The following is a 26344-nucleotide window of genomic DNA, read 5'->3' on the forward strand; positions in this document are numbered from 1 at the left end:
CCTCGTGCCTCTAGATGGACGGTGCGGCCGGGGGCGGCGGCGGGTCGGTCAGGGCCGGGGGCGGACCCTCGGCACGGGGCTGGAAGCTCTCGAACACCCCGTAGGCGACGATGCGCTCGGCCAGCGAGTACAGGGGAGAGCACGCGGTGAGGGTGATGTAGCGCTCACCGGTCGCGACCTCGGGCATCTGCGGCACGTCGGCGAGCACGTCGGTCTGCGTCGGCTTGACGTACTCGAGGGTGCGGAAGCGGTAGGTGAACCAACCGTCCTTCGTCTCGACGACGATCGCGTCGCCGATCTGGAGCTTGTCGAGCTGGTTGAACGGCTTGCCCCAGGTCGTGCGGTGCCCGGCCATCGCGAAGTTGCCGACCTCGCCCGGCATCTTCGAGTTCGTGTAGACGCCGATGCCGAGGTTGTCGAGCGTGCGGGCACGCGTCGTGCCGCCGTAGATGCCGTAGTTGTAGTCGGCACCGAAACGCGGGATGTGCATCTGACCGAGCTGCTCGGTGTCGGCCGGTGCTGCGGGGATCACCGGCTCGTAATACGTCGAGCCGTCGTCGCCTTCCACGAGCGGGGGGAGCTCGGGCGTGGGACCTGCGGCCCACTCCGCCGAGACGGCCGCGCCCTCTTCGTTCTTCTGGGCGGCGATGATGATGTCGCCGATCCACATCTGCCACGCGACGAACAGCAGAACGAGTACGCCGGCGGTGAGCAGGAGCTCCCCGAGAACGCTCGCGAACGTGGCGCGCGAACGTCGACGGGACCGTCGCGCGCGTCGCCCCCCAGGCACGACGGATGCAGTCATGGCGTGATCTTATCCCGTCGCGCTGTGGGTGCGCCGCGACCGTCGAGGAGCGCCCCGGCATCCGCACTCGGGATCATCACTCGATTTCGGTACAATGCTGGAATGGCACGAGACCGAAAGACCGAAGAACCCGCTGTCGAGCGCGCCGAAGGCGACGCTGCTCCCAACGCCGTGTGGTTCAAGCCGGTGATGATCGGCTTCATGCTGCTGGGCCTCGCGTGGATCCTCGTGTTCTACATCTCGGGCCAGCAGTTCCCGATCCCGGGCCTCGGCAACTGGAACCTCGGCATCGGCCTGGGCATCGCGCTGATCGGTTTCCTCATGACCACGCGCTGGCGCTGAGTTCAGCACCCACGACTTCCGAAGGCCCCTCGCTCCGGCGAGGGGCCTTCGTCGTTCCGGACGGGGCTGTATCCCCAGGAACTCACAAGCCGCCCACAGAGTTATCCACAGGTCTATCCACACCTGGGGAGAATTACACCGGTGTTATTCACAGGTGTTAACAGAGTTGTTAACAACCCCTCATCAGGCCAGAATGATCAGCGGTGGAACGACGAAGACCACGACGAGCAGCACGACCGTCAGCGCCGCCAGAGCGACGATCTGCCAGATCCGCTGCTCTCGCCGCTTCGTCTTGACGATGATGTAGGCCACGAGCGCGCCCACGACGAGTCCGCCGAGATGGGCCTGCCACGAGATGCGCCCGCCGCCGAAGAAGAGCCCATAGACGAAATTGATGCCCAGGATCACCAGGAGTCCGGTGACATTGGCTCCGATGTGGCGGCCGATGATGAGCAGAGCCGCCATCATGCCGAAGATCGCACCGGATGCTCCGACCGTCGGCTGACTCGGGTCGAGAAGGGCGACCATCACCGAGCCACCGAGACCACTGATCAGGTAGAGCGCGAGGAAGCGCACCCGGCCGAGCATGGGCTCGAGGCTCTGGCCGATCAACCACAGCGCGAGCATGTTGAGGGCGAGATGGATGAACCCGCCGTGCGCGAACACCGCCGTGAGCAGGCGCCAGGGCTGGAAAGGCGCTCCGGACAGATCGGGGTAGAGGTACGCGGCCGCGAACACCATCTGCTGCGTGAGCGCCTCGCCCACCCCGGGAATGAGCTGGATGAGACCGATCAACGAGGTCACCGCCAGGAGGGCGTACGTGACCAGAGGGCGTCCGCTGCGGGTGATCCCCATGACGGCTGCCGTCGAACCACCACCCCAGCGGCGCTCAGCGCGCTTCTGCGCGGGGGTGCGGTTCTTGCGCTCGGCCTTCATGCACTCAGGGCAGATCACCCCGACCGCGGCGGGCGTCTGGCATTCGCCGCAGATCGTGCGCAGGCAGCGCTGGCAGAGCACGAAGCTCTGCCGATCCGGATGCCGGTAACAGAAGTTGTCGCGATTGCTCGCGAACTCAGGCGTCGTCATCCGGATCGGCGATCGCTGTCGTCAGGCCGCGACGATGTCGATCGACTGGAGCACGACGGGCTCGATCGGGCGGTCGCCGGCAGCGGTGGGAACCGAGCCGATCTTGTCGACGACGGCCTTCGAGGCGTCATCGGCGACCTCGCCGAAGATCGTGTGCTTGCCCTTGAGCCACGGGGTCGGGTCGGTGGTGATGAAGAACTGCGAGCCGTTCGTGCCCTCGACCTCGCCCGTGATGGCGTTGCGGCGCAAGCCGGCGTTCGCCATCGCGAGGATGTACGGCTGGTCGAAGTTGAGCTCGGCGTTGATCTCGTCGTTGAAGTTGTAGCCCGGACCGCCGACGCCCTGACCGAGCGGGTCGCCGCCCTGGATCATGAAGTTCGGGATGATGCGGTGGAAGATGACGTCCTTGTAGAGGGGACCCTCGCCCGGCTTACCGGTCGCGGGGTGCGTCCACTCCTGGGTGCCGTCGGCGAGGCCGACGAAGTTCTTGACCGTCTTCGGGGCCTGGTCGCCGAAGAGGTTGATGACGATGTCACCGTGGTTGGTGTGCAGGGTTGCGACATGGGAAGCGTGAGGCATACGACCATTCTCGCAGAGCTTCCGGTGTGTTCGCCGGGTTCTCCTGCACATCTCGGGATAAGTCAAGGGGTGGGCGATTCCCTCCCCCCGTACAGACTTGTCTGGCAGGATGGGGAACCCGTACTCCACATCGACAGGAGAGCATCGTGAGCCTCAGCCGCAAGCGGAAGAAGCAACTGCGTCGTCTTCAGAAGGACGCGAACCAGCTCTGGGAGGCGCAGCAGGAGCTCGTCGGGCACGCTGCCGGCGTCGCCCGAGAGGCCAGCCACCAGCTCGGACACTCCTACCGGGAGCAGGTCGTGCCGGTCGTGCAGGACGCCTACAACCGTCGCGTCGCCCCCGTGGTCGACCGCGGCGTGAGGATCGGCAAGCACGTCGTCGACGACAAGGTCGTGCCGATCGTCGGAGGCGTCGTGGGCACGGCACTCAGCGCCTGGGACGTCGCCAACAACAAGCGTCACGGCATCGTCGCCCCGGTCTCGAAGAAGATCAAGAAGGCGCAGAAGGCCCACCAGAAGAAGCAGCAGCAGAGCTCGGGCCTCGGCTCGATCGTCGCGCTGATCCTCGGTGCCGCCGCAGCCGCCGCTGTGCTCTACGCCGCATGGACCGCTCTGCGTGCGGACGACGAGCTCTGGGTCGCCGACGACCCGCTCTCCGCGCCCGACGCGTGAGCGCCGAACACTCCACCGACCCGCACGCGCGGGTCACCGACGCCGCCGCCGCTCGCGGTCTCGACATCGAGATCCGCGAGCGGCCGGAGGCGCGGAGCCTCTTCGAGGCAGCCGAGCTCCTGGGGCTCGACCCGTCGGGCATCGTGAAGACCCTCGTGGTCAAGCGCGCCGACGACACCTATCTGTTCGCCCTGATCCCGGGTGGACGCTCGATCTCGTGGCCCAAGCTGCGCGCCGTCGTGGGCGTGAACAAGCTGCGGCTCCCCGAGGCCGACCTGGCACTCGCTGCCACCGGTTACGAACGGGGAACCATCGTGCCGATCGGCAGCACGACCGACTGGCCCGTCTTCGCCGACGAGTCGATCGTCGGACAGCGCATCGCCATGGGAGCGGGAGCGCACGGATACAGCCTGTTCGTCGACGCCGACGACCTCATCGCCGCCTACGGCGCCACCGTCGCCGACATCTCGGTTCCCGAGGAACCCCGGGCCTGAGCATCCGCTCGCTCGCGTGTCGCGGTCAGAAGATCCCGGCCATGCGCAGCGAGATGTCGACGAGCTTGACCCGCTGAAGCTCCGCGACCGCCGAGCGCGTGAACCATCCCGCCATGTCGGTCGACCCGTCGGTCTCGTAACGCAGCTTGCCGCCCGTCACGGTCGCCCGATAGACGATGCGGAGGGTGTGCAGCGGCTGATCGGCCTTGTGCACGCGCTGGCTCGCGGGAATGACCCGGGAGTGGATGCCGAGCAACTCGCCGACCTTCACGGTGTACCCGGTCTCCTCGCGGAGCTCGCGGCGCACGGCGTCTTCGGGAGACTCCCCGGCCTCGAGCCCTCCACCGGGCATCGTCCACGCGACGCGGCGGCCCTCGATCCAGCGCGCGAGGAGCAGGCGGTCGTCGTCGTCCGTGACGACCGCGTATGCCGCCACACGCAGGTCCATTCCCCCACACTAACCGGCGCTCACCGGGGGATCTCCGCGTATGACGGATGCCGCGGGCGATCGATCACGAATCGAGAAGCCACGCGGCCCCCGGCATCCTTACGCTGAGATCACGCACCGATGAGAGGAGTCGTCATGGCCGAGGACAAGAAGACCGACACGAAGAACTTCACCGCCGAAGAACGTGAAGCCATGCAGGCCGCCGCCCAGGAGGCCAAGGCGAAGCGGTCCCGCGCGAAGAAGACGCCCGAGGAGCAGCGCGCGGCAGGGGAGGCCGACCTGCAGGAGGCGATCGCCAAGCTGCCGGACGAGAACGACAAGAAGCTCGCCACCGCGCTGCACGAACTCGTCATGGAGGTCGCGCCCGACCTCATGCCCCGCACGTACTACGGCATGCCCGGGTGGGGGAAGGACGGCAAGGTGCTGTGCTTCTTCCAGCCCGCGAGCAAGTTCAAGGTGCGTTACGGCACGTTCGGCTTCGAGCCCATCTCGAACCTCGACGAGGGCACGATGTGGCCGACCGCCTATGCTCTGCTCGAACTCACCCCGGCGAACCGCACGCTGCTCACCGAGCGCATCCGTCTCGCCATCAGCTGAGGCCCGCGGCGGAGTAGCGTGGGCCGGGTGAGCACTCCGCCCTTCTCCTCCTCCGTATACTCCGCCCGTCTCGAGCGAGCATCCGCTCTCGCCGCCGAAGCGGGGCTCGACGCCGTCATCGTCGGCCCCGGTCCCGACCTGCAGTACCTGATCGGGGTAGAGGGCGACACGATCGAGCGGTTGACCGCTCTCGTGATCGGGCCCGGGGTCGCGCCGACCGTGGTCGTGCCCCGCATGGAACTCGCGAAGGTGCGCAGCACGGCGGTCGGCACGCTCGGCCTCGCGGTGTCGGACTGGGTCGACGGCGAGAACCCGTACGACCTGGTCGCGGACGCCGTCGGATCGGTGGCCGTCGGATCGGTGGCGCGGGTCGGGGTGTCGGATGCCCTCCCCGCCCTGCACGTGATCCCGATCGGCGAGCGACTGGGCGTGCGTCTCGAGCTCGCGACGCCCGTGCTGCGCGAGGGTCGCATGATCAAGGATGCCGCCGAGGTCGCCGAGCTGCGTCGGGCGGGCGACGCGATCGACGCCGTGCACCGCCGCGTGCCCGAGTGGCTGCGCGCCGGTCGCACCGAACGCGAGGTCGCCGCCGACATCGCCCGGGCCATCGTCGCCGAGGGTCACCAGACCGTCGAGTTCGTGATCGTGGGGTCGGGGCCGAACGGCGCGGACCCGCATCATGAGGTGTCGGATCGCGTGATCGAAGAGGGCGACATCGTGGTCGTCGACATCGGGGGAGCGGTGTCCAGCGGCTACAACTCCGACAGCACGCGCACCTATGCGGTCGGCACCCCCGATTCGGAGGCGGCCGAGCGCATCGCCGTACTCGTGCGCGCGCAGCAGGCGGCAGTGGACGCCGCACGGCCCGGGGTCACGGCATCCGAGGTCGACGCCGCCGCCCGGCAGGTGCTCGCGGATGCCGGCCTGGGCGAGGCCTTCCTGCACCGCACGGGGCACGGCATCGGCGTCTCCGTACACGAGGAGCCCTATATCGCGCCCGGAAACGACCTGGTGCTGCGCGAGGGCATGGCCTTCAGCATCGAGCCCGGCATCTACTTCTCGGGGGAGTGGGGCGCCCGCATCGAGGACATCGTCGTGCTCACCGCCGACGGCTGCGAGCGCCTCAACACCTCCGAGCACTCCCTGCGCTCGGTCTGAGCGCTCGCGCGGGGTGGGGGCGCTGGGACGGGAGAAATCAACTGGCGAGTGGGTGCCAGTGGCGTTCGGTCAGCGTCGCGAGATCGACCCAGGTGCCGTCGATGATCGGGGCATCCGGAGACGCCCACACGCCGAAGTGGGCGCGCGGAGTCGGCCAGGGGTAGTCGTCCACCGGACGCTCGACGACGTTGCGCACGGCACCGACGAACGCGAGATCGGCACCGAGACCCGCCACCTCCGCGGCGAGCGCGCGGATCGCGACCGATCCGTCGAGATCGTTCGCAGCCGTCAGTCCCGTCGGGAGGTCGAGCTTTCCCGTCTCCGCCCGGGGGACGCAGAACACCTCGTCACCGCGGCGAAGGAGCAGCCTCACCATTGACATCGGGCTCGACGGACTGTCCCGCCGCACGACTTCGGCCCGGCCACCCGGCGGGAGCCACGGGGCATCCGACGTCACGCGGACGACGATCTCGTGCTCGGCATCCATCCCGTGAGCGTATCGGGCGGTCACGTGGTGGGACGCTTCGACAGGCTCAGCGACCCAGCGGACGTGCCCTGACCCAGCGGACGTGCCCTGACCCAGGAACTGGGTCCCTCAGCCTGTCGAAGGGCCCGCCACGAGAAAGGCGAAGCCGCCCTCCCCCGGGGGCGGGGAGGGCGGCCTCTGTGGGGAGTGGAGCGGGGGTTAGGACTCCACGCGGCGCCGGCGCAGCACCAGCACGCCACCGGCGGCGAGCAGGAGGAGCAGCACCACGATCGCGGCGATCGGGACGGTTCCGCCGGTGCCGGCGAGCCCATCGCCGCCGCCACCGCCACCGACCGGTGCGGCAGTGATCGTGAGAGCGCCTTCCGCGGTCAGACCGGAGTCTGCTCCGACGGCGATCAGCGTGTGGGCGCCGACCTCCGCGTTCGTCGGGATCGTCACCTGGAGTCGGAATGCTCCGGACTCGTCGGCGACGGCATCCGTCAGGTGGATCGGCTCGGAGTGCAGCGTCAGCGACACGACCTCACCCGACGCGAACCCGCGACCGGTCACCTGCACCGTGCCACCCTGCTGCACGGTCGACGCTCCGATCACGAGCTCGGCCTCGAGCACCGGGGTGTCGCGCACGTCGATCGTGAGCGGCGCCGACTCCGAGGCACGGAACGCCGTGTCGTCGGACGGCACGAACCGGGCGATGTAGGTGTGCGCACCCGAGGTCGCGATGGTGACGTCGGCCGTGGCCGTGCCACCGGTGACCTCCGCCGAGCCGACGATCTCGTCGCCCTCGAAGAAGTCGACCTTGCCGGCGGCGCCCGCGGGCTTCACCGTCGCGATCAGCGGGATCGACTCGCCCGCGACCGGGTCGTCCGATCCGGCCGACAGCGAGACCGACGTGTTGCGCGGGGCCGTCGGGTCGACGGCCACCTGGACCGCTCCACGAGCCTCGACCTTCGAGACGTCGCCGAGCGCCACCACCGGGTGCGCGCCGTCGATGGCATCCACCGGAACCGTGATCTCGGCACTGATCGCACCGTTCCCATCGGCCTTCACGACCACCGGGGTGTCCGAGTCGATGCGCACCGACACGTTCTCTCCGGCGGCGAAGCCCGAACCCGTGATGGTCACCCGGTCTCCCGGGGCGACCGTGCCCTCGGGCACCTGGATCTCGGGGGCGTACTCGGGCTCGGGGTCGACGACCCCGATCTCGAGCTGCGCATCCGCCGACCGCACGCCGTCGTCGGCCGTGACCGTCACCGTGTAGGTGCCGGCGGTGGCGTAGGTGTGCGTTCCCGTGACCGCGCCGTCGGCGATCGTCACTTCGGCGACAGGAGTTCCGTCACCCCAGTTGACGAGTGCCGACGTCTCGCCCTGACCACCGGCGATCGTCGCGAGCGTCGCGTCGAACTCCTCGCCCGCGATCTGACCGTCGACCGTTCCGGCCGTGACGCTCAGGGGAGCTGCTGCCGTGCGGTCGCCGTCCGAGGCGAGAGCGAAGATGTGCACGCGTCCGTCGTTGAGCGAACCCGCCTCCTTCGGCATCGTGAGCGACTCGACGACCTTCGGCGCACCGTCTCCATCGACCGCCAGCGGGATGCCGGCGGTGGCGTAGATGGCGGTGTTCTTCACCGAACCCTCGGGACCCGTGCCCGAGAGGCGGCCCTCCGAGATCGTCAGCACCGTGTTGCCCTTGTAGGGGTTGCCGGATGCGCCGACCCAGTCGCCCAGGCTGATCGTCACCTGCTGCGTCGTGCCGTCGGTGAAGTGCAGCGTCGCGACCGAGTCGCGGTTGCTCTCGGTGGCGGTTCCGATGAACGCGATCTGCGTGGCACCGGTGCCGAGCGACACCTTGACCGTCTGACCCTCGCCCGTGATGTTGTCGGGCTGGCCGGCCGGGATCGCCGGCAGGTCGTAGGTCAGCGTCGTGTTCGGGACGGTCAGGGTCTGACCCTGCACGAAGCCGTCGGCGTTGATCTTGTCGCGGAAGTACCCGTGGCCCTGCGAGTCGCAGTTCGCGGCCGTGACGCCCAGATCACCGATGCAGACGTTGTTGAAGGCGCCCACCAGCGTCTCGTCTCGGAACGCGGTCACCGTCGCCGTGGTCTGCGCCACCGCTCCGGCCGAGTCCCGCACCGTGATCGCTGCCGAGTACGTGCCCGGCTTCGTGAAGGTGTGCGGTGCGCTCACCTTCCAGCCACCCAGGTCGTCGCGCGTCAGCGTCACGTCGGTCACCGCGACACCGTCGCCGTAGTCGACCGTGACGGTGTAGCCGGAGGCATCCGTCTCGGTCCCGACGATCGTGGCGAGGGTTCCCGTGAACTCGGTGTCGACCGCGACCCGCTGCGGCGACCCGGCCGAGATGGCGAGACCGTCGGCGGCGGATGCCGAGGCGAACAGTTCGACCTCCGAGAGCGCGGGCGTCGCGGCATCCGTCTTCAGCGTCAGCTTCACGCTCGTGAAGCCGTCCTGGTTCGCGGTCGTGAACGGTCGCGTCTGCGTGTCCCAGGTGAAGGACTGCGCCGTGCGGCTGTCGATCTCGGTCCAGGTGGTGCCGTCGACCGAGCCCTCGAGCGTCCAGCTCGACGGCGCGTTCGCCCTATTCGCACTCGTGAGCGTGTACTGGCCGATCGAGACCGGACCGGACTGAGACGTCCAGACGAGTTCGGCGGTGTCGCCCGTGAACGCCACGTTGGAGCTCATGTTGTCGTCGACGAGCGACCCGACGGGGGTTCCATCGGTGGCCGTCAGCACGCCGCGTCCGGCCTTCGTCGCGTCGACCAGGGTCGCGGGCACGTCGAGCTCCTCACCGAGGTCCTTCGCACCCCACGCCGAGGGCGTGTCGCTCATCGTGAAGTCGAGCGTTCCGCCCGCGCGGACGAGGTCTCCGTCGAAGGTGGTCTCCGTGATCGGGGTGCCGTTGATGCTGGCGCCCGCCACGTAGTCCTTGCCCGCGGACGCCCCGGGGGCGTTGATGACGAGCTTCTTGCCGCCGATGTTCAGCGTCGCGCTGTCGAACAGCGGCGTACCGATCGTGTAGTCCCCGGAGCCGACCTCGAGCGGGTAGAAGCCGAGCGCCGAGAAGACGTACCAGGCCGAGAACTCGCCGTTGTCCTCATCGCCCGGGTAGCCCTGGCCGATGTCGTCGCCGATGAAGAGGCGGTCCTGGATGTCGCGGATCAGCTCCTGCGCACCCGAGGGGTCGCCCGCCTCGGCGAGCACGTAGGGGATGTGGTGCGCGATCTGGTTCGACATGCCGAGCATGCCCAATCGCACGTCACGCGCCTCGCGCGCCTCGTGGATGCCGGAGTAGTCGGCCTTCTCGCGCACGGTGAGGAAGTCGTGCATCACGTCGACCAGGCCCTGGCGTCCGCCGTAGAGCGCGGCCAGGCCGTCGACGTCGTGCGGCGCGTGGAAGCCGAAGGTCCAGGCGCTCGCCTCGGTGAAGGCACCGCCCCACGCCTTCTTGTCGAAGTCGGCGCCCGAGGTCCACGAGCCGTCGGCGTTGCGCGAGGTGAACGTGCCCGCTTCCGGGTTGAACATCTCGCCGTAGTGCTCGGCGCGCGCCTCGAAGTACGTCGCCTCCTCCTTCAGCTGAGCGACGCGGTCGGCGGGGGTGTTCGGGTCCTCCGACAGGGCCTTCGCCATCTCGGCGATACCGAAGTCGTTGATGTAGCCCTCGAGACCCCACGACGCGCTCTCGTGGGTGGTGGCCTCGGTGTAGCCGAGGAAGATCGACTGCCCGAGTCCCTTGCGGCCGACGGCGTTGGATGCCGGCAGCACGGTCGCGTTCTTGACCGCGGCGTCATAGGCCTCGAGTGCCGTGTCGGTCGAGAGGGCGCCCGCGAGGTACGCCTCGGCGAACGCGACGTCGGAGCTCGTGCCGGTCATCAGGTCGGCGTAGCCGGGAGAGGACCAGCGCGCGATCCATCCGCTGTCGCGGTACTGCTGCACGAAGCCGTCGACGAGCTCTTCGGTCACGTCGGGGTAGAGCATCGAGTACAGCGGCCAGGCGGTGCGGTACGTGTCCCAGAAGCCGTTGTTGACGTAGATCTTGCCGTCGACGATCTTGGCGTTGGTCTGGGTGTCGCTCGCCGAGCCGGTCGTGCCGGCGACGGGGCTCGCGTACTTGTAGACCGGGTCGGCCTCGGTGCCCGTGTTCTCGAACTGCGAGTTCGGGTACAGGTTGAGCCGGTAGAGGCTCGAGTAGAGCGTGATGAGCTGGGTTTCGGTCGCGCCCTGCACGTCGTCGACGACCGAGAGGCGCTCGTTCCAGGCATCCTTCACCGCGGCGTGGGCGTCGTCGAACGAGACGTCCTTCAGTTCGAAGTCGTGGTTCTTCTTCGCCTGGTCCTGCGAGATGAACGACGACGAGATGCGCAGCTCGACCGAGCGGTCACCGGTCGTGTCGAACGAGGCGAAGCGGGCGGTGCCGTTGCGGTCGCCGACGGTCGTGGGACCGGCCGTCGCGGGTGCGCGGTCGAAAGTGCCGTAGACGAACATGCGGGTGCGTCCTGGCCAGCCGGAGCCGCCGTCGACCCAGCCGCTGACCGTGTCGCCCGAGATCGAGAGCTTCGACGAGTTCACGAGCTGATCGATGAGGATCGAGCTCGCATCGCCGGCGAACTCGAAGCGGTAGATCGCACCGTGGTCGGTGGCGGTCACCTCGGTGCGGATGCCGTTGTCGAAGGTGACGTCGTAGATGTCGGGCCGCGCGATCTCGTTCTCGTGCGTGAACGTGAGCTTGCGGTCGTTCAGGTTCGAGGTCGGGTTGGCGTTCGCGGCGGGGAGCACGGCGAGCTGGTTGCGGTCGCCCATCCAGATGCTCGGCTGGTGCGAGAAGCCGATGCCGTTGAGTCCGGGCTTGTTCTGCGCATTGTTGGCGCGCTGGTACTGGTAGATCGTTCCGGTGTTGTCGGCGTTCGTCATCGGGGTGATGAAGTTGAAGCCGTTGGGCCATGCCGTCGCGGGCAGGTTGTTGCCGCGGGAGAAGCCGCCGGTCGAGTTCGTGCCGCGGCGGGTGTCGACGTACGACACGAGTCCGTCGGAGTCATCGAGCGGGGTCGTGGCGTCGATCTCGACGTCGTCGAGCCAGCCGGTGAACGCGGTGGCCGCGGTCGGCGCCTCGATGTTCTTCACGTCCGCGCCCGGGTGGGAGTAGGTGAAGCGGATGTCTTCGACGGTGCGACCCTCGAAGGCTCCGAGGTCGACGGTGACCTTGTTCCACTGGTTGGGCCAGAGCCTGTTCGAGCGGCCCTGCTCGGTGGCGGTGACGGGGTAGCCGTACGAGTCGGTCACGCCGGGGGTCGCGGCGAGGGTGGTGCCGTCGTCGAAGGCGAGATCGACGGCCACGAAGGTGGCCGCGTAGGTCTGCTCACCGTCGAGCACGGGGAAGACGAGGTACGACAGCTGGCTGTCGCCGTCGACGGTCACATCGACGTTCTCGTAGAGGGTCGTGGTCGACGATGCGGCGCCGGCGTCGAGGTGGCGCCCGGAGTACTGCAGCGCCTTGGTGCCGGTGAAGCCGACGCCGGTCTTGGCGGTGTCGGACGCCGTGGGGCCGTTCCCGACGACGACACGCAGGTCGCTCGCGGTCGGGGCGCCGTCGCTCACCGCGATGGGCTCGAAGTCGGCGAGCTGGATGAGGTTCGTGGTGGGCGTGCGGTTCTCGGTGATGTCGAGACGGTAGTAGAGGAACGGCGCGCTCGGCGCAGCCAGTTCGAACGTGCGGGTCTGACCGCGCGCGGTGAACATCTCACCGCTCCGCTCGTCGACCGGGGTCCAGTCCGTGCCGTTGTTCGAGCCCAGCACGCGGAAGTTCTTGGGGTCGCGCTCCTGCGCGTCGCCACCCGAGGTGAGCGTGTACTTCTGCAGCGGCTGCGCGGCGGTGAGCTGGTACTGCAGCCACCCCTTGTTGACGAAGGCGAGCCACTTGGTCGAGGCGTTGGCATCGGCGGCGAACACGGCGGCTTCGTTCGGCGCGTTCTGCGCCGAGGCCGTGACGCCGTTCGGCGCGATCGCGGGCAGCATGCTGCCGGGGGCGAAGCGGTCGCCGGTGATGTTGACGGCTTCACCGGTGCCCGCGAGTGCGGGCACGGCATCCGTCGATTCGAAGGACGACGAGAACGTCCCTCCTGCTGCAGCCGCCGCGGGGAGCGGCGTCAGCATGGCCAGGGTCACCGTCACGGCGGCGCCGGCGGCCGCCCAGATGCGACCTGCGGGTCGTTCGTTCCTCTTACGGGGAACAGTCATGGTTGCTCCTCAAACTCCACTGCGGTGTGTCGTTCGCCTGTCGCAGATACCGGGGGGCGGGCTGCGCGACGTTTATGACATCGCTGTCATAGATCGAGACACTAACACAGCGGATGCCGTGGGCGGAAGATGCATCCCCCATCGGATGACCCGTCATAATGAGCAGATCGCTCGAGGCGGTAGAGGAACAGATGACACCACACGAAGACGGGGCCGCACCCCGCCCCACGCTCGCGCAGGTCGCCGCACGCGCCGGCGTGAGCCTGAAGACGGCATCGCGTGCACTCGGAGGCGAGTCGTACGTCAGCGAGAAGACCCTCACGAGCGTGCTCGCCGCGGCCGCGGAGCTCGACTACCAGCGCAACGCCGCCGCGAGCCTCCTCGCCAGCGGTCGTCTCGCGGATTCGCTCGGACTCATCACCGGAGACTTCACCAACCCGTTCTACTCGGCTCTCGCCCAGGCCGTCGAAGACGAGATCCGCCCGCGCGGCATGCACCTGTCGGTGGCGAACTCCCGCGAGTCCGCCGAGCAGGAGAAGCGCGTCGCGCACGACCTCGCCGACCGGCAGACCAAGGCGGTCATCACCGTCTCGGCGATGACCGATCACGCCGACTACGCGACGCTGCAGGCCCGCGGCATCCCGGTCGTCTTCGTCGACCGCCCGGCCGAGAATCTCGCCGCCGACTCCGTCGTGTTCGACAACCGCGAGGGCGGGCGCCTCGTCGCCCAGCATCTGATCGATCGCGGACACCGGCGCATCGCGTTCATCGGCGACTACGCCTGGCTGCCCACCTACCGGGCCCGTCTCGCCGGCATGGGCGACGTGCTCGACGGCTCACCGGTCGCCTGGCGCGAGCTGCTGCGCACCGACGCGCACGACGTCGCATCGTCACGGGAGTGCGTGCGCGAACTGCTCGCCCTCGACGAACCTCCGACCGCGATCGTCGCCGGCAACAACCGCGTGCTGCTCGGCGTCATGGAGGAGATCGCGACGACGGATGCCCCGCCCGCCGTGATCGGATTCGACGACCCGGAGTGGGCGACGGTGCTCGGCATCAGCGTCGTGACCGGCGACGTCGAAGAGCTCGGACGGTCGGCCGCACGCCTGGCGCTCGCCCGCCTCGGCGACCGCACCCGCGAACCCGAGAGCGTGGTGGTGCCGATGCGCCTGATCGAGCGGACGTCGACCCGCTCACAGTGATCGTGAGGGGTCACGACACGCCGCAGGCGTGCAGTCGCGAGCGGCGTGTTCTGACCCCTCAGCGTCGGGTTCAGACGAGCGCGGACGCCCGGCGAACCTCCTGCTCGCGCAGGGCCTTCTCGACCGCCTCGACGTCGCGCACCGCACCGCGGTCGGCCGAGGTCGCCATGGCCGCGTAGGCGCGCAGCGCCAGAGAGACGGGGCGCTGACGGTCGACGGGACGGTACCCACCGGCGTCCAACAGGCGCGCGCGGCGCTGCTCGAGCTCGGCCTCGCTGACCTCGAGGGTCATGCCGCGGGTGGGGATGTCGATCGAGATGATGTCACCGTCCTCGACGAGCGCGATGACGCCGCCGGATGCCGCCTCGGGCGAGACGTGCCCGATCGACAGACCCGAGGTGCCGCCCGAGAAGCGGCCATCGGTGATCAGGGCGCACACCTTGCCCAGTCCGCGGCCCTTGAGGAACGACGTCGGGTGCAGCATCTCCTGCATGCCCGGGCCGCCCTTCGGGCCCTCGTAACGGATGACGACCACGTCGCCCGGCTGGATCTTCTTGCCGAGGATCTTCGCGACCGCCTCCTCCTGCGACTCGCACACCACCGCCGGGCCCGAGAAGACCAGGATCGACGGGTCGACACCCGCGGTCTTCACCACGGCGCCGTCGACGGCCAGGTTGCCCCGCAGCACGGCCAGACCGCCGTCGACCGAGTAGGCGTGGTCGACATCGCGGATGCATCCGTTCTCGCCGTCCTCGTCGAGAGCCGCCCAGCGCTCCGACTGCGAGAACGCGCTCGACGAGCGCACGCCACCGGGAGCCGCGAACCACAGATCCTTCGCGATGTCGGTGGCCTTTCCGCCACGGATGTCCCAGTCGTCGAGCCAGGCCGCGAACGACTCCGAGTGGATGGTGCTCACGTCTTCCTTCAGCAGACCGCCACGACGCAGCTCGCCGAGCACGGCGGGGATGCCGCCCGCGCGGTGCACGTCCTCCATGTAATACATGCGGCCGTAGGCCGGGTTCGGGGCGATCTTGGCGAGGCAGGGCACGCGACGCGAGATCGCATCGATCTCGTCGAGGCCGAAGTCGATCCCGGCCTCGTGGGCGGCGGCGAGCAGGTGCAGGATCGTGTTCGTCGATCCGCCCATCGCGATGTCGAGCGCCATCGCGTTCTCGAACGCGGCGAAGCTCGCGACCTCGCGCGGCAGCACCGAACGGTCGTCCTCGTCGTAGAAGCGACGGGTGATCTGCACCGCGACCTCGCCGGCCTTCTCGTACAGCGCGCGACGAGCGGTATGGGTGGCGAGCACCGAACCGTTGCCCGGCAGGGCGAGGCCCAGCGCCTCGACGAGGCAGTTCATCGAATTGGCGGTGAACATGCCCGAGCACGATCCGCAGGTCGGGCAGGCGTTCTCCTCGATGCGCTGGATGTCGGCGTCCGACACCGTGTCGTTCGCCGCCTCGGAGATCGCGTCGACCAGGTCGAGGGTGCGCACCGATCCGTCGACCAGCGTCGCGCGACCGGCCTCCATCGGACCGCCCGACACGAACACCGTGGGGATGTTCAGGCGCAGCGCGGCCATGAGCATGCCGGGGGTGATCTTGTCGCAGTTCGAGATGCACACGAGCGCGTCGGCCTGGTGCGCGTTGACCATGTACTCGACCGAGTCGGCGATCAGGTCGCGGGAGGGCAGCGAATAGAGCATGCCGCCGTGACCCATGGCGATGCCATCGTCGACGGCGATCGTGTTGAACTCGCGGGGGATGCCGCCCGCCGCCGAGATCGCGTCGGAGACGATGCGTCCGACCGGCTGCAGGTGCGTGTGGCCGGGCACGAACTCGGTGAAGCTGTTCGCCACGGCGATCATCGGCTTGCCGAAGTCGGCGGCGTTGACGCCGGCGGCGCGGAAGAGGGCGCGGGCTCCGGCGGCGTTGCGGCCATGCGTGACGGTGCGGGAACGAAGAGGGGTGGGCATGGTTCCACTTTCGTGGGACAGGGCGGATGCCGGAAGACGGCGCTGACACTAGTAGTGAGAGCACTAGGTTTGTTCTGTGGCCGTGGACGAGGAGCAGCGCAAGGAACTGGGCGCGTTCCTCCGTGCCCGACGCGAGCAGCTCGACCGCGGCGCCTACGGCCTGCCGCCCGCGGGGCGCGGCCGCACGATCGGTCTGCGCCGTGAGGAGATCTCGTACCTCTCGGGCGTCAGCGTCACCTGGTACACCTGGCTCGAGCAGGGGCGCGACATCAATCCGTCGCGGCAGGTGCTGGATGCCGTCGCCACGGCGCTGCACCTGACCATGGCCGAGCACGACTACGCGCTGCGCCTGGCCGGGTTCGCACCCGCACGACCCGGCACGGGTGAGGCGGTCGAGACCGCACCGGCCCACGTTCAGCGCTTCCTCGATGCGCTGGAGGAGCACCCGGCCTACGCGCTCGCGCCCGACTGGGGCGTCGCCGGGTGGAACGCCGCTTACGAGGCGCTCTATCCGAACGTCGCCACCACCCCGCCCGAGAAGCGCAACCTGCTCTGGCTGATCTTCACCGACCCCGCCGTGCGCGACCTGCTCGACGACTGGGACGACACCAGCCGCCGCTTCCTCGCCGAGTTCCGCGCCGAGGCGGGGCCGCGACTCGGTGACCCGCGCTATCGCGACCTCGTCGGGCGGCTGATGGAGGCGAGCCCGGAGTTCCGCGAACGCTGGGAGAGCCACGACGTGCGGGGGTTCGAATCGCGCGAACGCGTGTTCCGGCATCCGTCACTGGGCAGGCTCGTGTTCGAGCATCACCAGCTGCGGCCGTCCGACCAGACCGACATCCAGCTGGTCGTCTACACCCCGGCGGATGCCGCCGCCCGCGCGAGGTTCTTCCGCCGAAGGGACTGAGTTCCTATCGGTGAGGAGTCAAGACACGCCGTGCCGAGCCGCACGCTCGGGGCGTGTCTTGACCCCTCACGATCAGGAGTCGACGGGCTTGCCCAGCAACCCGTGCCTCTCCTCGATCTCGACCTGCTCGTAGAGGCCGGCGTAGTTCTCGCGGTGGTCGGGGTCGTCGGTGAGGTTCTCGCGGATGTGCATCTCCCACACCACGTTCTCGAACTCCGTCTCGAGCATCTCCTGCACGCGGCGGTGCAATTCGTCGAAGACCTCGGGCGGGGCGAGGAATCCGATCGAGAGCTCGGCCAGCTCGAAGGTGCTCGCGTCGGTCAGATCGCTGTTCTCGGTCATGCGCGCCAGGCTAGTCGCGGTACCTGCGTGTCGTCCTCGCGAGGGGTCGGAACACGCCGTGCCCGAGCGGACGATGACGGCGTGTCTTGACCCCTGAGGCGGTGTGCACGTCTTCGCACCCGCGCGTCAAGTCCCTTCATCTCCGAGGGAACCGCGCGCAGAGTGACTCCATGTCCACCTCCACCGACCACCGCACCGAGCCCGAGCGCACGCCGGACGGCCACCATTTCGTGATCGACGGACGGCGTTGGCGGGCGACGGATCCGTCGATCCCCGACTCGTTCCGGCAGGAGCTGGTCGACGAACTGATGGCCGCACGTCGCGCCGTCAAGGACGGGGAGACGGATGCTCGGGGGCGCGTCCAAGACGCGAAGGTCGCGCTCGGAGAGCGCGGACACCCGTGGTGGGAGCAGCGAACCGGCAGCGGGTTCGACGAGAGGATCGCCGCCGCCATCCGCACTCTCACGCGCCGACGGGAGGGGTCGTCGATCTGCCCGAGCGACGTCGCCCGCACCGTGGGTGGCGACACGTGGCGCGATTCGATGGACGACGTGCGCCGGATCGCCGGAGCCCTCGCCGCGCAGGGCGACGTCGTCGTCACGCAGAAGGGCGAGCCCGTGCGCATCGATCACGTACGCGGACCGGTGCGGATCAGCGCCATTCGTAGGTGACGAGGGCCACGATCGCGCGCACGGCCGCGGGTGAGATATCGGGATGCTCACGTGCCACGCGGGCGCCGACCACTCGTCCCCACTCCCCGAGATCGTGTGAATCCGGCCGCTCCGCGTCCGCTGCTCTCACAACCCTCAGTACCCGTTCCCGGAGCGAGACGTCGACGATGCGGTCGGGATGACGTCCGGGGATCGAGGCATCCGTATCCCAGCCGACGAAGGCGACGATCGCGTCGCTCAGCGCATCATCCATCTCACTCCACCCGCTGGAGGGCGACGGCGTAGACGGTGGGAGCTCCGTCGAGATCGAGCGTCACGCTCATCCCGGTGCCGGTGGTGGTGAGGTCGAAGGCGATGGTGGCGTTCGTGCACTCGATCGGTTCGGTGCTCGGGTCGCTGTCGAGTTCGCCCGCCTGGAGGGTGATGGTGCCGTCGCCGCGGCAGGCGATCTGCCCCTGGTACGTGCCGGCGGGCACCGACGAGAAGCTCGTCAGGTGGTGCGCGGAGGTGTGCTCACTCAGCCAGCCCGAGAACGTACCGGTGCCCTGGGCGTCGTCGGCCCAGGTGATGGCGGTGTCCGCCCAGTCCTTGATGTCGTCGACGGGAATCGGCAGCAGGGCCGCGTCGGTGTCGGCATCCGCGGTCGGGGCGGGCGTCGGGGTCGGAGCGGACGAAGCGGATGCCGATGGCGCAGGCGTCTCGGCATCCGTCGGCGCACCCGTGCACCCGGCGAGGGCGATGCCGACCGTCAGCACCGCCCCGATGGTGAGTCCTCGTCTGATGTCCATACGTCCCACGCTACGGAGGCCGACCCACGGGATCGAGTCGATCCCCCGCACTCGGAGGAGGTACGGAGGTTCGGTCCGACGCTCAGGGTGCGGGCGGAGGCGGGAAGAGCGGCGGCCGCGGGCGCGCCGGAGCGGGGTCGCCGTCGCGAGCGGCGGCCAGGTCGCGCACGTTCTTCTGCACCGCGACGACGGCGAAGAGACTCATCGCGAAGCCGATCCCGTAGAAGCCCTTCTCGGAGAGCAGCAGATCGGCGTTCCAGAGCCCCGCGGTCATGAGGATCAGCGAGGCGAGAAGCATGCTCCACGAGACGCCGAGGTAGACGCCCGTGACGGGGATCTCTTCGGCGCGGTCGCGCACCGCCTTCTGCACCGAGACGGCGGCGAAGATGCCGAGCAGGAAGACGGCGAAGTAGAAGCCCTTCTCCGAGAGCAGCATGTGCGCGTTGTAGAGCCCGATGAAGAAGAGCGAGGCGCCGATTCCGAGTGCGACCCACGATGCCCCGACGAACGCGGCGGTCGGGCGCGCGGGCGCCGGTTGCTTCTGCTGTTCCATGAGAATCCCCCTCCGGTGATCGCCCGATACGCGGACGAGCCGCCCGCTCTGCACGGTCGGCACCCGAATTCTTGCATGTCGAAAGCCCTGCTCACGGGCTATCCACATGGAATATCGGTGTGCCAAAGAATCCTACGAAATCTGCCGATACGGTTCAGGTATGACGATGCAACCCGCAGGCGGCACTGGACTTCCGGTGTCTCCGAACCTCGTTTCCATCGGCAACGTGCATGCCACCCCGGACTGGGTCGTGACACCGGCGGGCACATGGCCGATATCGACGGTGAACGTGACCACGCAGGATCAGACCGCGACGACCACGCACACCCCGGCGTGGGCGATCATCATGGTGATCCTGTTCATCTGGTTCTTCCTCCTGAGCTTGCTCTTCCTTTTCGCTCGTGAACCACGAGTGAGTGGATACGTGAACGTGACGCTCTGGGGTCCGGGCGGGCAGTCGTACACCGAGAACGTTCCCGTCTGGAATGCCGCGCAGCGCGCCGATACCTTCCAGCGTGTGACCTACCTGCAGAGCATCATCGGTCAGAGTCGAGCTCGAGGAGCGTGACCCGCACGACCTCAAAGTTCTTAACAGAGTTGTTAACACCTGTGGAAACGAGAAGGCCCCGCACTAGGCGGGGCCTTCTCGAACTGTCTCAACACAGTGTGGAGCCTAGGAGATTCGAACTCCTGACATCCTGCTTGCAAAGCAGGCGCTCTACCAACTGAGCTAAGGCCCCGAGGGGTATTTCTTGAGTTGATGTGTGGGCCCACCAGGACTTGAACCTGGGACCTCTTCATTATCAGTGAAGCGCTCTAACCACCTGAGCTATGGGCCCGTCAACCTCCGAAACTTTACCGGAGATTCGCCGAAACTCCCAATCGAGCGCGGGGACCCGGGCGAGTCCCCGCGCTCAGGGGCGATCAGCGGCCCGGACGGATCGTCACGCCACCGGCCGAGAGCGAGACCTCGATGCTGCGTCGGGCGCTCGCGGACTGCTCGACCCGAGCATCGAGGGACCCGGCGTCGACGCTCTGGGTGATGTCGTACGCGACATCCGGCACCGTGAGGTCGACCGAGCCCGCGCTCACCTCGACCGTCGTCCGCGTCGGGGCGGTTCCGGTCAGTTCGACATTGAGTTCTCCGGCCGAGACGCTCAGCGATGCGTCGTCGACGTCGGCGAGGACGATGTCGGCACGGCCCGCGCTCATGTCGACCGCCAGCGCGGTCGCCGATCCTTCGACGTCGAGCGCCCCCGCGCTCACGTCGATGTCGAGAGCACCGAAGTCACCGACGACGTCGAGGCTTCCGGCGTCGAGCGTCAGGTCGGCGTCGATCGCGTCGGTGCGGAGAGCCTCCGGCAGGGTCAGCACGGCGACCTCGCCCTCACGGCCCCAGTCGCCGAACCACCAGTCCCAGCGATTGTCGGGACTGCGCACCACCAGTTCGTCACCGTCGCGCTCGATGGTCCAGTCCGGGCCACGGCGGTTCGAGATGGAGAGTTCCGCCTGATCGACGTCACCGAACTCCACACGCATGCTGCTGGCATCGGCGTCGACGGTGAGCGAGTCGATGCCGTCGACGTCGATGCCCTGCACGGTGTCACCACCCGCGTTGCTCGCGACACTGACGTTGCTCATCGCCCCGATCGCCGCCGTTCCCGCCGTACCGACGAGGGCGATTCCGCCGACCACCGCGGTGACGATCGCGATCGCCGTGACCCCGCCCGATCGTGCACCGGTACCGGTCGGCCCGCCGGACGCGGTCGGCGGAGGCGTGGGCGGAACGGATGCCGTCGGCTGGGGCGGCGCGGACGCCGGCGGGGGAGTGAGCGGGGTGTGTCCGCCCTGGTGGTCGTTCTGGTCGGTGCTCATCGCGCCGCTCCGTTCTGGGTGGCCGGCGGGATGGGACCGCCGGTGTTCTCGATGTGGGCGAGGGCGGCGAGCACGCGGCGGTTTCCCGACTCGTCCTGCTCGAACCCGAGCTTCTGGAAGATGGAGGTGATGTGCTTCTCGACGCTCGCCTCCGAGACGAAGAGGAGTCCGGCGATCGCCTGGTTCGACTTGCCCTCCGCGATCAACGCCAGCACGGTGCGTTCGCGCTCGGTGAGCCGCAGCATCCGATCGTCGCGATTGCGCCGCGTGAGCAGCTGCGCCACCACCTCGGGGTCGAGCACGGTCGCGCCCTCCGCGATGCGCTGCACCGACTGCAGGAACTCGGCGACATCGGCGACCCGGTCCTTGAGCAGGTAGCCCAGCGGGCCGCCCTGCGCGGCGATCAGGTCGGAGGCGTAGCGCTCCTCGACGTACTGCGAGAGCACGAGGAGGGCGAGCGACGGATGCGTCGACCGCAGTCCGAGGGCCGCACGGATGCCCTCGTCGGTGAACGTCGGGGGCAGGCGCACGTCGAGGATGCAGAGCTCCGGATCCGTCGTCGCGACCGCCTCGGTGAGTCCCGAGGTGTCGGGGAGTGCCGCGACGACCTCGTGGCCGGCGTCCTCGAGCAGACGCACGAGACCTTCGCGCAGCAGGACCGAGTCCTCGCAGATCAGGATGCGCATGGCACGTTCACCTCCAGGCTGGTCGGGCCGCCCTGCGGGCTCTCGAGGCGGAAGGTCCCTCCCGCGGCGAGCACGCGGTTGGCGATCCCGTCGAGTCCGCCACCGGGCTGCACCTGCGCGCCGCCCATGCCGTTGTCCTCGACGCGGGCCCAGAGCGTGTTGCCCTCGCGGATCCGCACCGTCACTCGCGCTTCGCTGGCCCGCGAGTGCTTCGCGGCGTTGGTCAGCGACTCGGCGATCGAGAAGTACACGGCCGCCTCCGCCTCACGACTGCATCGTCCGTCCATGCGGACGTCGAGCGAGACCGGGATGTGCGAGCGACCGGCGAGTGCCGACAGGGCCGCGTCGAGTCCCCGGTCGTCGAGCACCGAGGCGTGGATGCCGCGGGCGAGCTGTCGGAGTTCGGTGATGGCGGCCTTCGTGGACGTGTGCGCCTCGGCGATCAGTTCCTTCGCCGCATCGGGATCGGTCTCGATCTTCTGCTGGGCGAGCCCGAGCGTCATGCCGACCGAGACGAGTCGCGGCTGGACGCCGTCGTGCAGGTCTCGCTCGATGCGGGTGCGTTCGACCTCGGCGGCGCGCACGGCTCCCTCACGCTGCGCGGTGGTCGTGCGCACCTGCTCGGTGAGTTCGGCCTCACGGCTGCGCACCACGATCGCGAGCGACAGCGTGCGGTGGAGAAGGGCGAGACCGATCATGCCGGCGACCGACGCGGCGATCCCGAGGATGCCGACGAGCGGGGCCCAGGCGACGAGCAGGGCGCCACCGCCGAACGGACCGACCACCGATTCCGCGGAGGTGAGGGGCGCGAAGGAGATCACGACCGACCACGCGAACGCCGCGGCGAGACGCAGCACGATGAAGCCCAGCACCACGGCGATCGCGAAGTTCGCGAGCGCCCGCCACATGCGTCCGTCGATCGTCTGGCGGCCGAGAGCACGGAGCCACCCGCCGAAGCCGGGCCGTTCGCGCGGCCGCAGACGCAGCGGCGCGATCGGTGTGCGGTAGAGCGCGCTCACCCGGGCGACCTCGAACCAACCGACGCCGAAGAGCGCGTAGACCAGGCCGACGAGGAAGACCACGCCGATGCCGAAGGCGAAGAGCAGCCCGAGGCCGGTTCCGAGTATCCCGATGAGGGTCGCGTTGATGATGCCGCCGATGACGCCCACTCCCGCGAGATGCAGGATGGTGAGCGGGATCCTCAGCGGCGGCTTCACGGCCGTCGCCTGCGGCGGGGTCGCAGTCTGTGTCGTCATGATTCCAAGGTACGGGCGCGCAGATCGCGCCGACACCGAGGAACCCGGACACCTGGGTTCGGGTTTTCCCTACCCCCGCGCGCCCTTCGGCTCGTCGCTACGCTCCTCGCTCAGGAACCGGTCCCTGAGCGAGCGAAGAACGACGAAGGGGCGGATGCCGCAGCATCCGCCCCTTCATGAAAATCGGTCAGTTCGACATGAAGCCGACGAGCAGGCCGCCGGTGACCTTCACCGCGAGGTTGTAGATACCCGCGATCACGGCGCCGAGCACCGTGAAGACGATGAGGTTGAGGATCGCCACGACGGCAGCGAAGGCCATCACCTGCGGAAGTCCGACGACCTCGGTGAGCTTGAACGCGTTGTCGGTGATGCCCGCGAGGAACGAATCGGCCGTGGTCAGCACGTTCGTCGCCTGCAGCACGAGGTAGATCAGGAAGAACGACACCATCGTGACGACCGCGAGGGCCACAGCTCCGAGGAAGGAGAGCTTCACGGCCGACCAGAAGTCGACGTAGACCAGGCGCAGGCGAACCTGCTTGCCACCGGTCTTACGGGTGGATTTCTTCGCGAGCTTGTCGGCTACCGTGCTCATGCGTCCGTGCTCTCCTCGGGGGTCTCTGTCGTCTCGGTGACGTCTGCTGCGGCATCCGCCTCATCCGTGTCGTCTTCGTCGGAGAGGCCACGTTCGCCGTTGCGGGCGATCGCGAGGATCCGGTCGGCTTCCGTCGTCCGGGCGAACACCACTCCCATGGTGTCTCGGCCCTTGGCGGGCACCTCGGCCACGGCAGAGCGTACCACCTTGCCGCTGGACAGAACCACAAGGACCTCGTCGTCTGCGGAGACGATCAGACCACCCGCGAGAGTGCCCCGATCGTCGTGCAGCTTGGCCACCTTGATGCCGAATCCGCCGCGTCCCTGGACGCGGTATTCCTCGACGGCCGTGCGCTTCGCGTACCCGCCGTCGGTGACGACGAACACGAATCGGCCGGGAGCGGCGACGGATGCCGAGAGCAGACTGTCGCCCTCGCGGAACTTCATGCCCTTCACACCCGCGGTCGCTCGACCCATCGGACGCAGCGCCTCATCGGTGGCCTGGAAGCGCACCGACATTCCCTTGCGGCTGATGAGAAGGATGTCGTCCTCGGCATCGACCAGCAGAGCGCCGACCAGTGCATCGTCGTCGTTCAGGCGGATCGCGATGACGCCGCCCTGACGGTTGGTGTCGTACGCCTCGAGGCGGGTCTTCTTGACGAGACCGTTGTGCGTGGCGAGCACCAGGTACTCGGCGACCGCGTAGTCGCGGATGTCGAGGATCTGAGCGATGCTCTCGTCGGGCTGCATCGCCAGCAGGTTCGCGACGTGCGTGCCCTTCGCGTCGCGGCCGGCCTCGGGAACCTCGTAGGTCTTGGCGCGGTACACGCGACCCTTGTCGGTGAAGAACAGCAGCCAGTGGTGCGTCGTCGTGACGAAGAAGTGCTCGACGATGTCATCCGCTCGCAGCTGGGCGCCCTTGATGCCCTTGCCGCCGCGGTGCTGGGAGCGGTAGTTATCGCTGCGCGTGCGCTTGATGTAGCCGTCGCGCGTGACGGTGACGACCATCTCCTCCTCGGCGATGAGGTCTTCCATCGAGACGTCGCCGTCGTAGCCGTGCAGGATGTGCGTGCGACGCTCGTCGCCGAACTTGTCGACGATGCCGGTGAGTTCTTCGCGGATGATCGTGCGCTGGCGGCCCTCGTCGGCGAGGATCGCCTTGTAGTCGGTGATGAGCGCTTCGAGCTCGTTCGCCTGATCGATGATCTTCTGACGCTCGAGCGCGGCGAGGCGACGGAGCTGCATCTGCAGGATCGCCTCGGCCTGGATCTCGTCGATGTCGAGGAGCTTCTGGAGTCCCTCGTTCGCCTCCTGCGTGGTCTGCGACCGGCGGATGAGCGCGATGACCTCGTCGAGAGCGTCGAGCGCCTTCAGATATCCGCGCAGGATGTGCATCCGCTTCTCGGCCTCGTTGAGGCGGAACTGCGTGCGACGCACGATCACTTCGATCTGGTGCGCGATCCAGTGGCTGATGAACCCGTCGATCGCGAGGGTGCGGGGCACGCCGTCGACGATCGCGAGCATGTTCGCGCCGAAGTTCTCCTGCAGCTGCGTGTGCTTGTACAGGTTGTTGAGCACGACCTTGGCGACGGCATCGCGCTTGAGCACGACGACCAGTCGCTGACCCGTGCGGTCGGAGGACTCGTCGCGGATGTCGGCGATGCCCGTGATCTTGCCGTCGCGGGCGAGGTCGCCGATCTTGACCGCGACGTTGTCGGGGTTCACCTGGTACGGCAGCTCGGTGATGACCAGGCAGGTACGACCCTGGATCTCCTCGACGTTGACGACGGCGCGCATCGTGATCGATCCGCGGCCGGTGCGGTACGCCTCGTGGATGCCCTTGGTGCCGAGGATCTGCGCGCCGGTCGGGAAGTCCGGGCCGGGAACGCGCTGGATCAGGCCGTCGAGCAGTTCTTCGCGGGTGATGTCGGGGTTGTCGAGGGCCCAGAGCGCGGCCTCCGACACCTCGCGCAGGTTGTGCGGCGGGATGTTCGTCGCCATACCGACTGCGATACCGACCGAGCCGTTGACGAGGAGGTTCGGGAAGCGGGCCGGGAGGACCGTCGGCTCCTGGGTCTGACCGTCGTAGTTGTCGGTGAAGTCGACCGTGTCCTCTTCGATGTCGCGCACCATCTCGAGCGCGAGCGGGGCCATCTTGGTCTCGGTGTACCGCGGGGCGGCGGCTCCCATGTTGCCGGGCGACCCGAAGTTGCCCTGGCCGAGTGCCAGCGGGTACCGCAGCGACCACGGCTGCACGAGACGGACGAGGGCGTCGTAGATCGCCGAGTCGCCGTGCGGGTGGTACTGACCCATGACCTCGCCGACGACACGGGCGCACTTCGAGAACGACTTGTCGGGGCGGAAACCGCCGTCGTACATGCCGTAGATCACGCGGCGGTGCACCGGCTTGAGGCCGTCGCGCACATCCGGCAGCGCGCGGCCGACGATCACGGCCATCGCGTAGTCGAGGTAGCTGCGCTGCATCTCCGACTGCAGGTCGACCTGGTCGATCCGGCCGTGGTCGTGCTCGGGGACGGGGCGTTCTTCGTCAGTCATGTGGTTTTCGATTCCGGTCGTTCAGTCTTGTC

The 26344-nt window shown here is 68.4% G+C and carries 25 protein-coding genes and 2 tRNA genes; 9 read left to right on the forward strand and 18 right to left on the reverse strand.

The window, feature by feature from the left end:
- Positions 1-10: 10 nt before the first annotated feature.
- Positions 11-805 carry a class E sortase gene (locus tag ACI2JZ_RS06630; protein WP_247624027.1) on the reverse strand — a complete coding sequence of 265 codons (795 nt, stop codon included), beginning with the start codon at positions 803-805 and terminating at the stop codon, positions 11-13.
- A 102-nt stretch (positions 806-907) separates the two neighbouring features.
- Here ACI2JZ_RS06630 and ACI2JZ_RS06635 point away from each other — a divergent pair, with 102 nt between their 5' ends.
- Entirely contained in the window at positions 908-1147 is a 240-nt protein-coding gene (locus ACI2JZ_RS06635) for a cell division protein CrgA (RefSeq protein ID WP_247624028.1), read from the forward strand.
- Between the two features lie 183 nt (positions 1148-1330).
- On the opposite strand, the gene ACI2JZ_RS06640 is transcribed toward ACI2JZ_RS06635, so the two are convergent.
- On the reverse strand, positions 1331-2233 hold the full coding sequence (locus ACI2JZ_RS06640; RefSeq protein ID WP_247957277.1) for a rhomboid family intramembrane serine protease: 903 nt from the start codon (positions 2231-2233) through the stop codon (positions 1331-1333).
- Positions 2234-2254: 21 nt separating this feature from the next.
- On the reverse strand, positions 2255-2812 hold the full coding sequence (locus ACI2JZ_RS06645; protein ID WP_247633396.1) for a peptidylprolyl isomerase: 558 nt from the start codon (positions 2810-2812) through the stop codon (positions 2255-2257).
- A 146-nt stretch (positions 2813-2958) separates the two neighbouring features.
- Between ACI2JZ_RS06645 and ACI2JZ_RS06650 the strand changes: the two genes are divergently transcribed.
- Both ACI2JZ_RS06650 and ACI2JZ_RS06655 read left to right on the forward strand, forming a co-directional pair.
- Entirely contained in the window at positions 2959-3483 is a 525-nt protein-coding gene (locus tag ACI2JZ_RS06650) for a DNA helicase (protein ID WP_404596962.1), read from the forward strand.
- A 65-nt stretch (positions 3484-3548) separates the two neighbouring features.
- On the forward strand, positions 3549-3977 hold the full coding sequence (locus tag ACI2JZ_RS06655) for a YbaK/EbsC family protein (RefSeq protein ID WP_247624745.1): 429 nt from the start codon (positions 3549-3551) through the stop codon (positions 3975-3977).
- A 25-nt stretch (positions 3978-4002) separates the two neighbouring features.
- Here the strand turns inward: ACI2JZ_RS06655 and ACI2JZ_RS06660 are convergent, their stop codons facing one another.
- Complete coding sequence (locus ACI2JZ_RS06660; RefSeq protein WP_247624032.1) at positions 4003-4425, reverse strand: NUDIX hydrolase; 423 nt, start codon at positions 4423-4425, stop codon at positions 4003-4005.
- Positions 4426-4560: 135 nt separating this feature from the next.
- Here ACI2JZ_RS06660 and ACI2JZ_RS06665 point away from each other — a divergent pair, with 135 nt between their 5' ends.
- Both ACI2JZ_RS06665 and ACI2JZ_RS06670 read left to right on the forward strand, forming a co-directional pair.
- Positions 4561-5022, forward strand: coding sequence for a hypothetical protein (locus ACI2JZ_RS06665; protein WP_404596963.1), 462 nt, complete (start codon positions 4561-4563; stop codon positions 5020-5022).
- Positions 5023-5049: 27 nt separating this feature from the next.
- Positions 5050-6180: a M24 family metallopeptidase gene (locus tag ACI2JZ_RS06670; RefSeq protein ID WP_404596964.1), complete on the forward strand. Its 1131-nt coding sequence runs from the start codon at positions 5050-5052 to the stop codon at positions 6178-6180.
- 37 nt (positions 6181-6217) lie between these two features.
- Here ACI2JZ_RS06670 and ACI2JZ_RS06675 read toward each other — a convergent pair whose 3' ends face one another.
- Together ACI2JZ_RS06675 and ACI2JZ_RS06680 are read right to left on the reverse strand one after the other, a co-directional pair.
- A complete protein-coding gene (locus ACI2JZ_RS06675; protein ID WP_247624035.1) occupies positions 6218-6667 on the reverse strand; it encodes an NUDIX hydrolase in 450 nt (149 codons plus the stop codon).
- A gap of 198 nt (positions 6668-6865) precedes the next feature.
- A complete protein-coding gene (locus tag ACI2JZ_RS06680) occupies positions 6866-12910 on the reverse strand; it encodes a GH92 family glycosyl hydrolase (RefSeq protein WP_404596965.1) in 6045 nt (2014 codons plus the stop codon).
- A gap of 191 nt (positions 12911-13101) precedes the next feature.
- Between ACI2JZ_RS06680 and ACI2JZ_RS06685 the strand changes: the two genes are divergently transcribed.
- On the forward strand, positions 13102-14112 hold the full coding sequence (locus ACI2JZ_RS06685) for a LacI family DNA-binding transcriptional regulator (protein WP_247624037.1): 1011 nt from the start codon (positions 13102-13104) through the stop codon (positions 14110-14112).
- A 70-nt stretch (positions 14113-14182) separates the two neighbouring features.
- On the opposite strand, the gene ilvD is transcribed toward ACI2JZ_RS06685, so the two are convergent.
- A complete protein-coding gene (gene ilvD, locus ACI2JZ_RS06690; RefSeq protein WP_404596966.1) occupies positions 14183-16087 on the reverse strand; it encodes a dihydroxy-acid dehydratase in 1905 nt (634 codons plus the stop codon).
- 82 nt (positions 16088-16169) lie between these two features.
- Here ilvD and ACI2JZ_RS06695 point away from each other — a divergent pair, with 82 nt between their 5' ends.
- Positions 16170-16994, forward strand: coding sequence for a helix-turn-helix transcriptional regulator (locus ACI2JZ_RS06695; RefSeq protein ID WP_404597427.1), 825 nt, complete (start codon positions 16170-16172; stop codon positions 16992-16994).
- 72 nt (positions 16995-17066) lie between these two features.
- Here the strand turns inward: ACI2JZ_RS06695 and ACI2JZ_RS06700 are convergent, their stop codons facing one another.
- The gene (locus ACI2JZ_RS06700) at positions 17067-17336 is read right to left on the reverse strand and encodes a hypothetical protein (RefSeq protein ID WP_404596967.1); all 270 of its coding nucleotides are present in this window, start codon (positions 17334-17336) and stop codon (positions 17067-17069) included.
- Between the two features lie 170 nt (positions 17337-17506).
- On the opposite strand from ACI2JZ_RS06700, the gene ACI2JZ_RS06705 reads away from it, so the two are divergent.
- Entirely contained in the window at positions 17507-18007 is a 501-nt protein-coding gene (locus ACI2JZ_RS06705; protein WP_404596968.1) for a DUF3253 domain-containing protein, read from the forward strand.
- Here ACI2JZ_RS06705 and ACI2JZ_RS06710 read toward each other — a convergent pair.
- The 3 genes from ACI2JZ_RS06710 to yiaA form a co-directional block, all read right to left on the reverse strand.
- Positions 17988-18260 (reverse strand): hypothetical protein, encoded by a 273-nt coding sequence (locus ACI2JZ_RS06710; RefSeq protein WP_404596969.1) that lies wholly within the window; start codon positions 18258-18260, stop codon positions 17988-17990. The genes ACI2JZ_RS06705 and ACI2JZ_RS06710 overlap by 20 nt on opposite strands.
- 1 nt (position 18261) lies before the next feature.
- Positions 18262-18795: a hypothetical protein gene (locus ACI2JZ_RS06715; protein ID WP_404596970.1), complete on the reverse strand. Its 534-nt coding sequence runs from the start codon at positions 18793-18795 to the stop codon at positions 18262-18264.
- 82 nt (positions 18796-18877) lie between these two features.
- Positions 18878-19348, reverse strand: a complete 471-nt coding sequence (gene yiaA, locus ACI2JZ_RS06720) for an inner membrane protein YiaA (RefSeq protein WP_404596971.1) — start codon at positions 19346-19348, stop codon at positions 18878-18880.
- 289 nt (positions 19349-19637) lie between these two features.
- Here yiaA and ACI2JZ_RS06725 point away from each other — a divergent pair, with 289 nt between their 5' ends.
- Positions 19638-19916, forward strand: coding sequence for a hypothetical protein (locus ACI2JZ_RS06725; RefSeq protein WP_247633407.1), 279 nt, complete (start codon positions 19638-19640; stop codon positions 19914-19916).
- 99 nt (positions 19917-20015) lie between these two features.
- Here ACI2JZ_RS06725 and ACI2JZ_RS06730 read toward each other — a convergent pair.
- From ACI2JZ_RS06730 to gyrA, 7 genes are all read right to left on the reverse strand, one after another.
- Positions 20016-20088: transfer RNA gene (locus ACI2JZ_RS06730), tRNA-Ala, on the reverse strand.
- A 25-nt stretch (positions 20089-20113) separates the two neighbouring features.
- Positions 20114-20187, reverse strand: a tRNA-Ile gene (locus ACI2JZ_RS06735).
- Between the two features lie 85 nt (positions 20188-20272).
- On the reverse strand, positions 20273-21223 hold the full coding sequence (locus tag ACI2JZ_RS06740; RefSeq protein WP_404596972.1) for a hypothetical protein: 951 nt from the start codon (positions 21221-21223) through the stop codon (positions 20273-20275).
- Positions 21220-21909 carry a response regulator transcription factor gene (locus ACI2JZ_RS06745; protein WP_247624043.1) on the reverse strand — a complete coding sequence of 230 codons (690 nt, stop codon included), beginning with the start codon at positions 21907-21909 and terminating at the stop codon, positions 21220-21222. Before ACI2JZ_RS06745 ends, ACI2JZ_RS06740 begins: the two co-directional genes overlap by 4 nt.
- The gene (locus ACI2JZ_RS06750; RefSeq protein ID WP_404596973.1) at positions 21897-23165 is read right to left on the reverse strand and encodes a histidine kinase; all 1269 of its coding nucleotides are present in this window, start codon (positions 23163-23165) and stop codon (positions 21897-21899) included. Before ACI2JZ_RS06750 ends, ACI2JZ_RS06745 begins: the two co-directional genes overlap by 13 nt.
- Positions 23166-23352: 187 nt before the next feature.
- The gene (locus tag ACI2JZ_RS06755; protein ID WP_247624045.1) at positions 23353-23757 is read right to left on the reverse strand and encodes a DUF3566 domain-containing protein; all 405 of its coding nucleotides are present in this window, start codon (positions 23755-23757) and stop codon (positions 23353-23355) included.
- Positions 23754-26312 carry a DNA gyrase subunit A gene (gyrA, locus tag ACI2JZ_RS06760; protein WP_247633410.1) on the reverse strand — a complete coding sequence of 853 codons (2559 nt, stop codon included), beginning with the start codon at positions 26310-26312 and terminating at the stop codon, positions 23754-23756. The genes ACI2JZ_RS06755 and gyrA overlap by 4 nt, the downstream gene beginning before the upstream one ends.
- Positions 26313-26344: the final 32 nt, after the last annotated feature.

The sequence above is a fragment of the Microbacterium sp. NPDC087868 genome (assembly GCF_044900755.1).
GTDB classification, from domain to species: domain Bacteria; phylum Actinomycetota; class Actinomycetes; order Actinomycetales; family Microbacteriaceae; genus Microbacterium; species Microbacterium galbinum.

What these genes read in the sequence shown, in the direction of transcription:
- ACI2JZ_RS06630 (WP_247624027.1), bottom strand. Translation starts at nt 805, where the DNA reads ATGACTGCATCCGTCGTGCCTGGGGGGCGACGCGCGCGACGGTCCCGT.
- ACI2JZ_RS06635 (WP_247624028.1), top strand. Translation starts at nt 908, where the DNA reads ATGGCACGAGACCGAAAGACCGAAGAACCCGCTGTCGAGCGCGCCGAA.
- ACI2JZ_RS06640 (WP_247957277.1), bottom strand. Translation starts at nt 2,233, where the DNA reads ATGACGACGCCTGAGTTCGCGAGCAATCGCGACAACTTCTGTTACCGG.
- ACI2JZ_RS06645 (WP_247633396.1), bottom strand. Translation starts at nt 2,812, where the DNA reads ATGCCTCACGCTTCCCATGTCGCAACCCTGCACACCAACCACGGTGAC.
- ACI2JZ_RS06660 (WP_247624032.1), bottom strand. Translation starts at nt 4,425, where the DNA reads ATGGACCTGCGTGTGGCGGCATACGCGGTCGTCACGGACGACGACGAC.
- ACI2JZ_RS06665 (WP_404596963.1), top strand. Translation starts at nt 4,561, where the DNA reads ATGGCCGAGGACAAGAAGACCGACACGAAGAACTTCACCGCCGAAGAA.
- ACI2JZ_RS06675 (WP_247624035.1), bottom strand. Translation starts at nt 6,667, where the DNA reads ATGGATGCCGAGCACGAGATCGTCGTCCGCGTGACGTCGGATGCCCCG.
- ACI2JZ_RS06680 (WP_404596965.1), bottom strand. Translation starts at nt 12,910, where the DNA reads ATGACTGTTCCCCGTAAGAGGAACGAACGACCCGCAGGTCGCATCTGG.
- ACI2JZ_RS06685 (WP_247624037.1), top strand. Translation starts at nt 13,102, where the DNA reads ATGACACCACACGAAGACGGGGCCGCACCCCGCCCCACGCTCGCGCAG.
- ilvD (WP_404596966.1), bottom strand. Translation starts at nt 16,087, where the DNA reads ATGCCCACCCCTCTTCGTTCCCGCACCGTCACGCATGGCCGCAACGCC.
- ACI2JZ_RS06700 (WP_404596967.1), bottom strand. Translation starts at nt 17,336, where the DNA reads ATGACCGAGAACAGCGATCTGACCGACGCGAGCACCTTCGAGCTGGCC.
- ACI2JZ_RS06705 (WP_404596968.1), top strand. Translation starts at nt 17,507, where the DNA reads ATGTCCACCTCCACCGACCACCGCACCGAGCCCGAGCGCACGCCGGAC.
- ACI2JZ_RS06710 (WP_404596969.1), bottom strand. Translation starts at nt 18,260, where the DNA reads ATGGATGATGCGCTGAGCGACGCGATCGTCGCCTTCGTCGGCTGGGAT.
- ACI2JZ_RS06715 (WP_404596970.1), bottom strand. Translation starts at nt 18,795, where the DNA reads ATGGACATCAGACGAGGACTCACCATCGGGGCGGTGCTGACGGTCGGC.
- yiaA (WP_404596971.1), bottom strand. Translation starts at nt 19,348, where the DNA reads ATGGAACAGCAGAAGCAACCGGCGCCCGCGCGCCCGACCGCCGCGTTC.
- ACI2JZ_RS06740 (WP_404596972.1), bottom strand. Translation starts at nt 21,223, where the DNA reads ATGAGCACCGACCAGAACGACCACCAGGGCGGACACACCCCGCTCACT.
- ACI2JZ_RS06745 (WP_247624043.1), bottom strand. Translation starts at nt 21,909, where the DNA reads ATGCGCATCCTGATCTGCGAGGACTCGGTCCTGCTGCGCGAAGGTCTC.
- ACI2JZ_RS06750 (WP_404596973.1), bottom strand. Translation starts at nt 23,165, where the DNA reads ATGACGACACAGACTGCGACCCCGCCGCAGGCGACGGCCGTGAAGCCG.
- ACI2JZ_RS06755 (WP_247624045.1), bottom strand. Translation starts at nt 23,757, where the DNA reads ATGAGCACGGTAGCCGACAAGCTCGCGAAGAAATCCACCCGTAAGACC.
- gyrA (WP_247633410.1), bottom strand. Translation starts at nt 26,312, where the DNA reads ATGACTGACGAAGAACGCCCCGTCCCCGAGCACGACCACGGCCGGATC.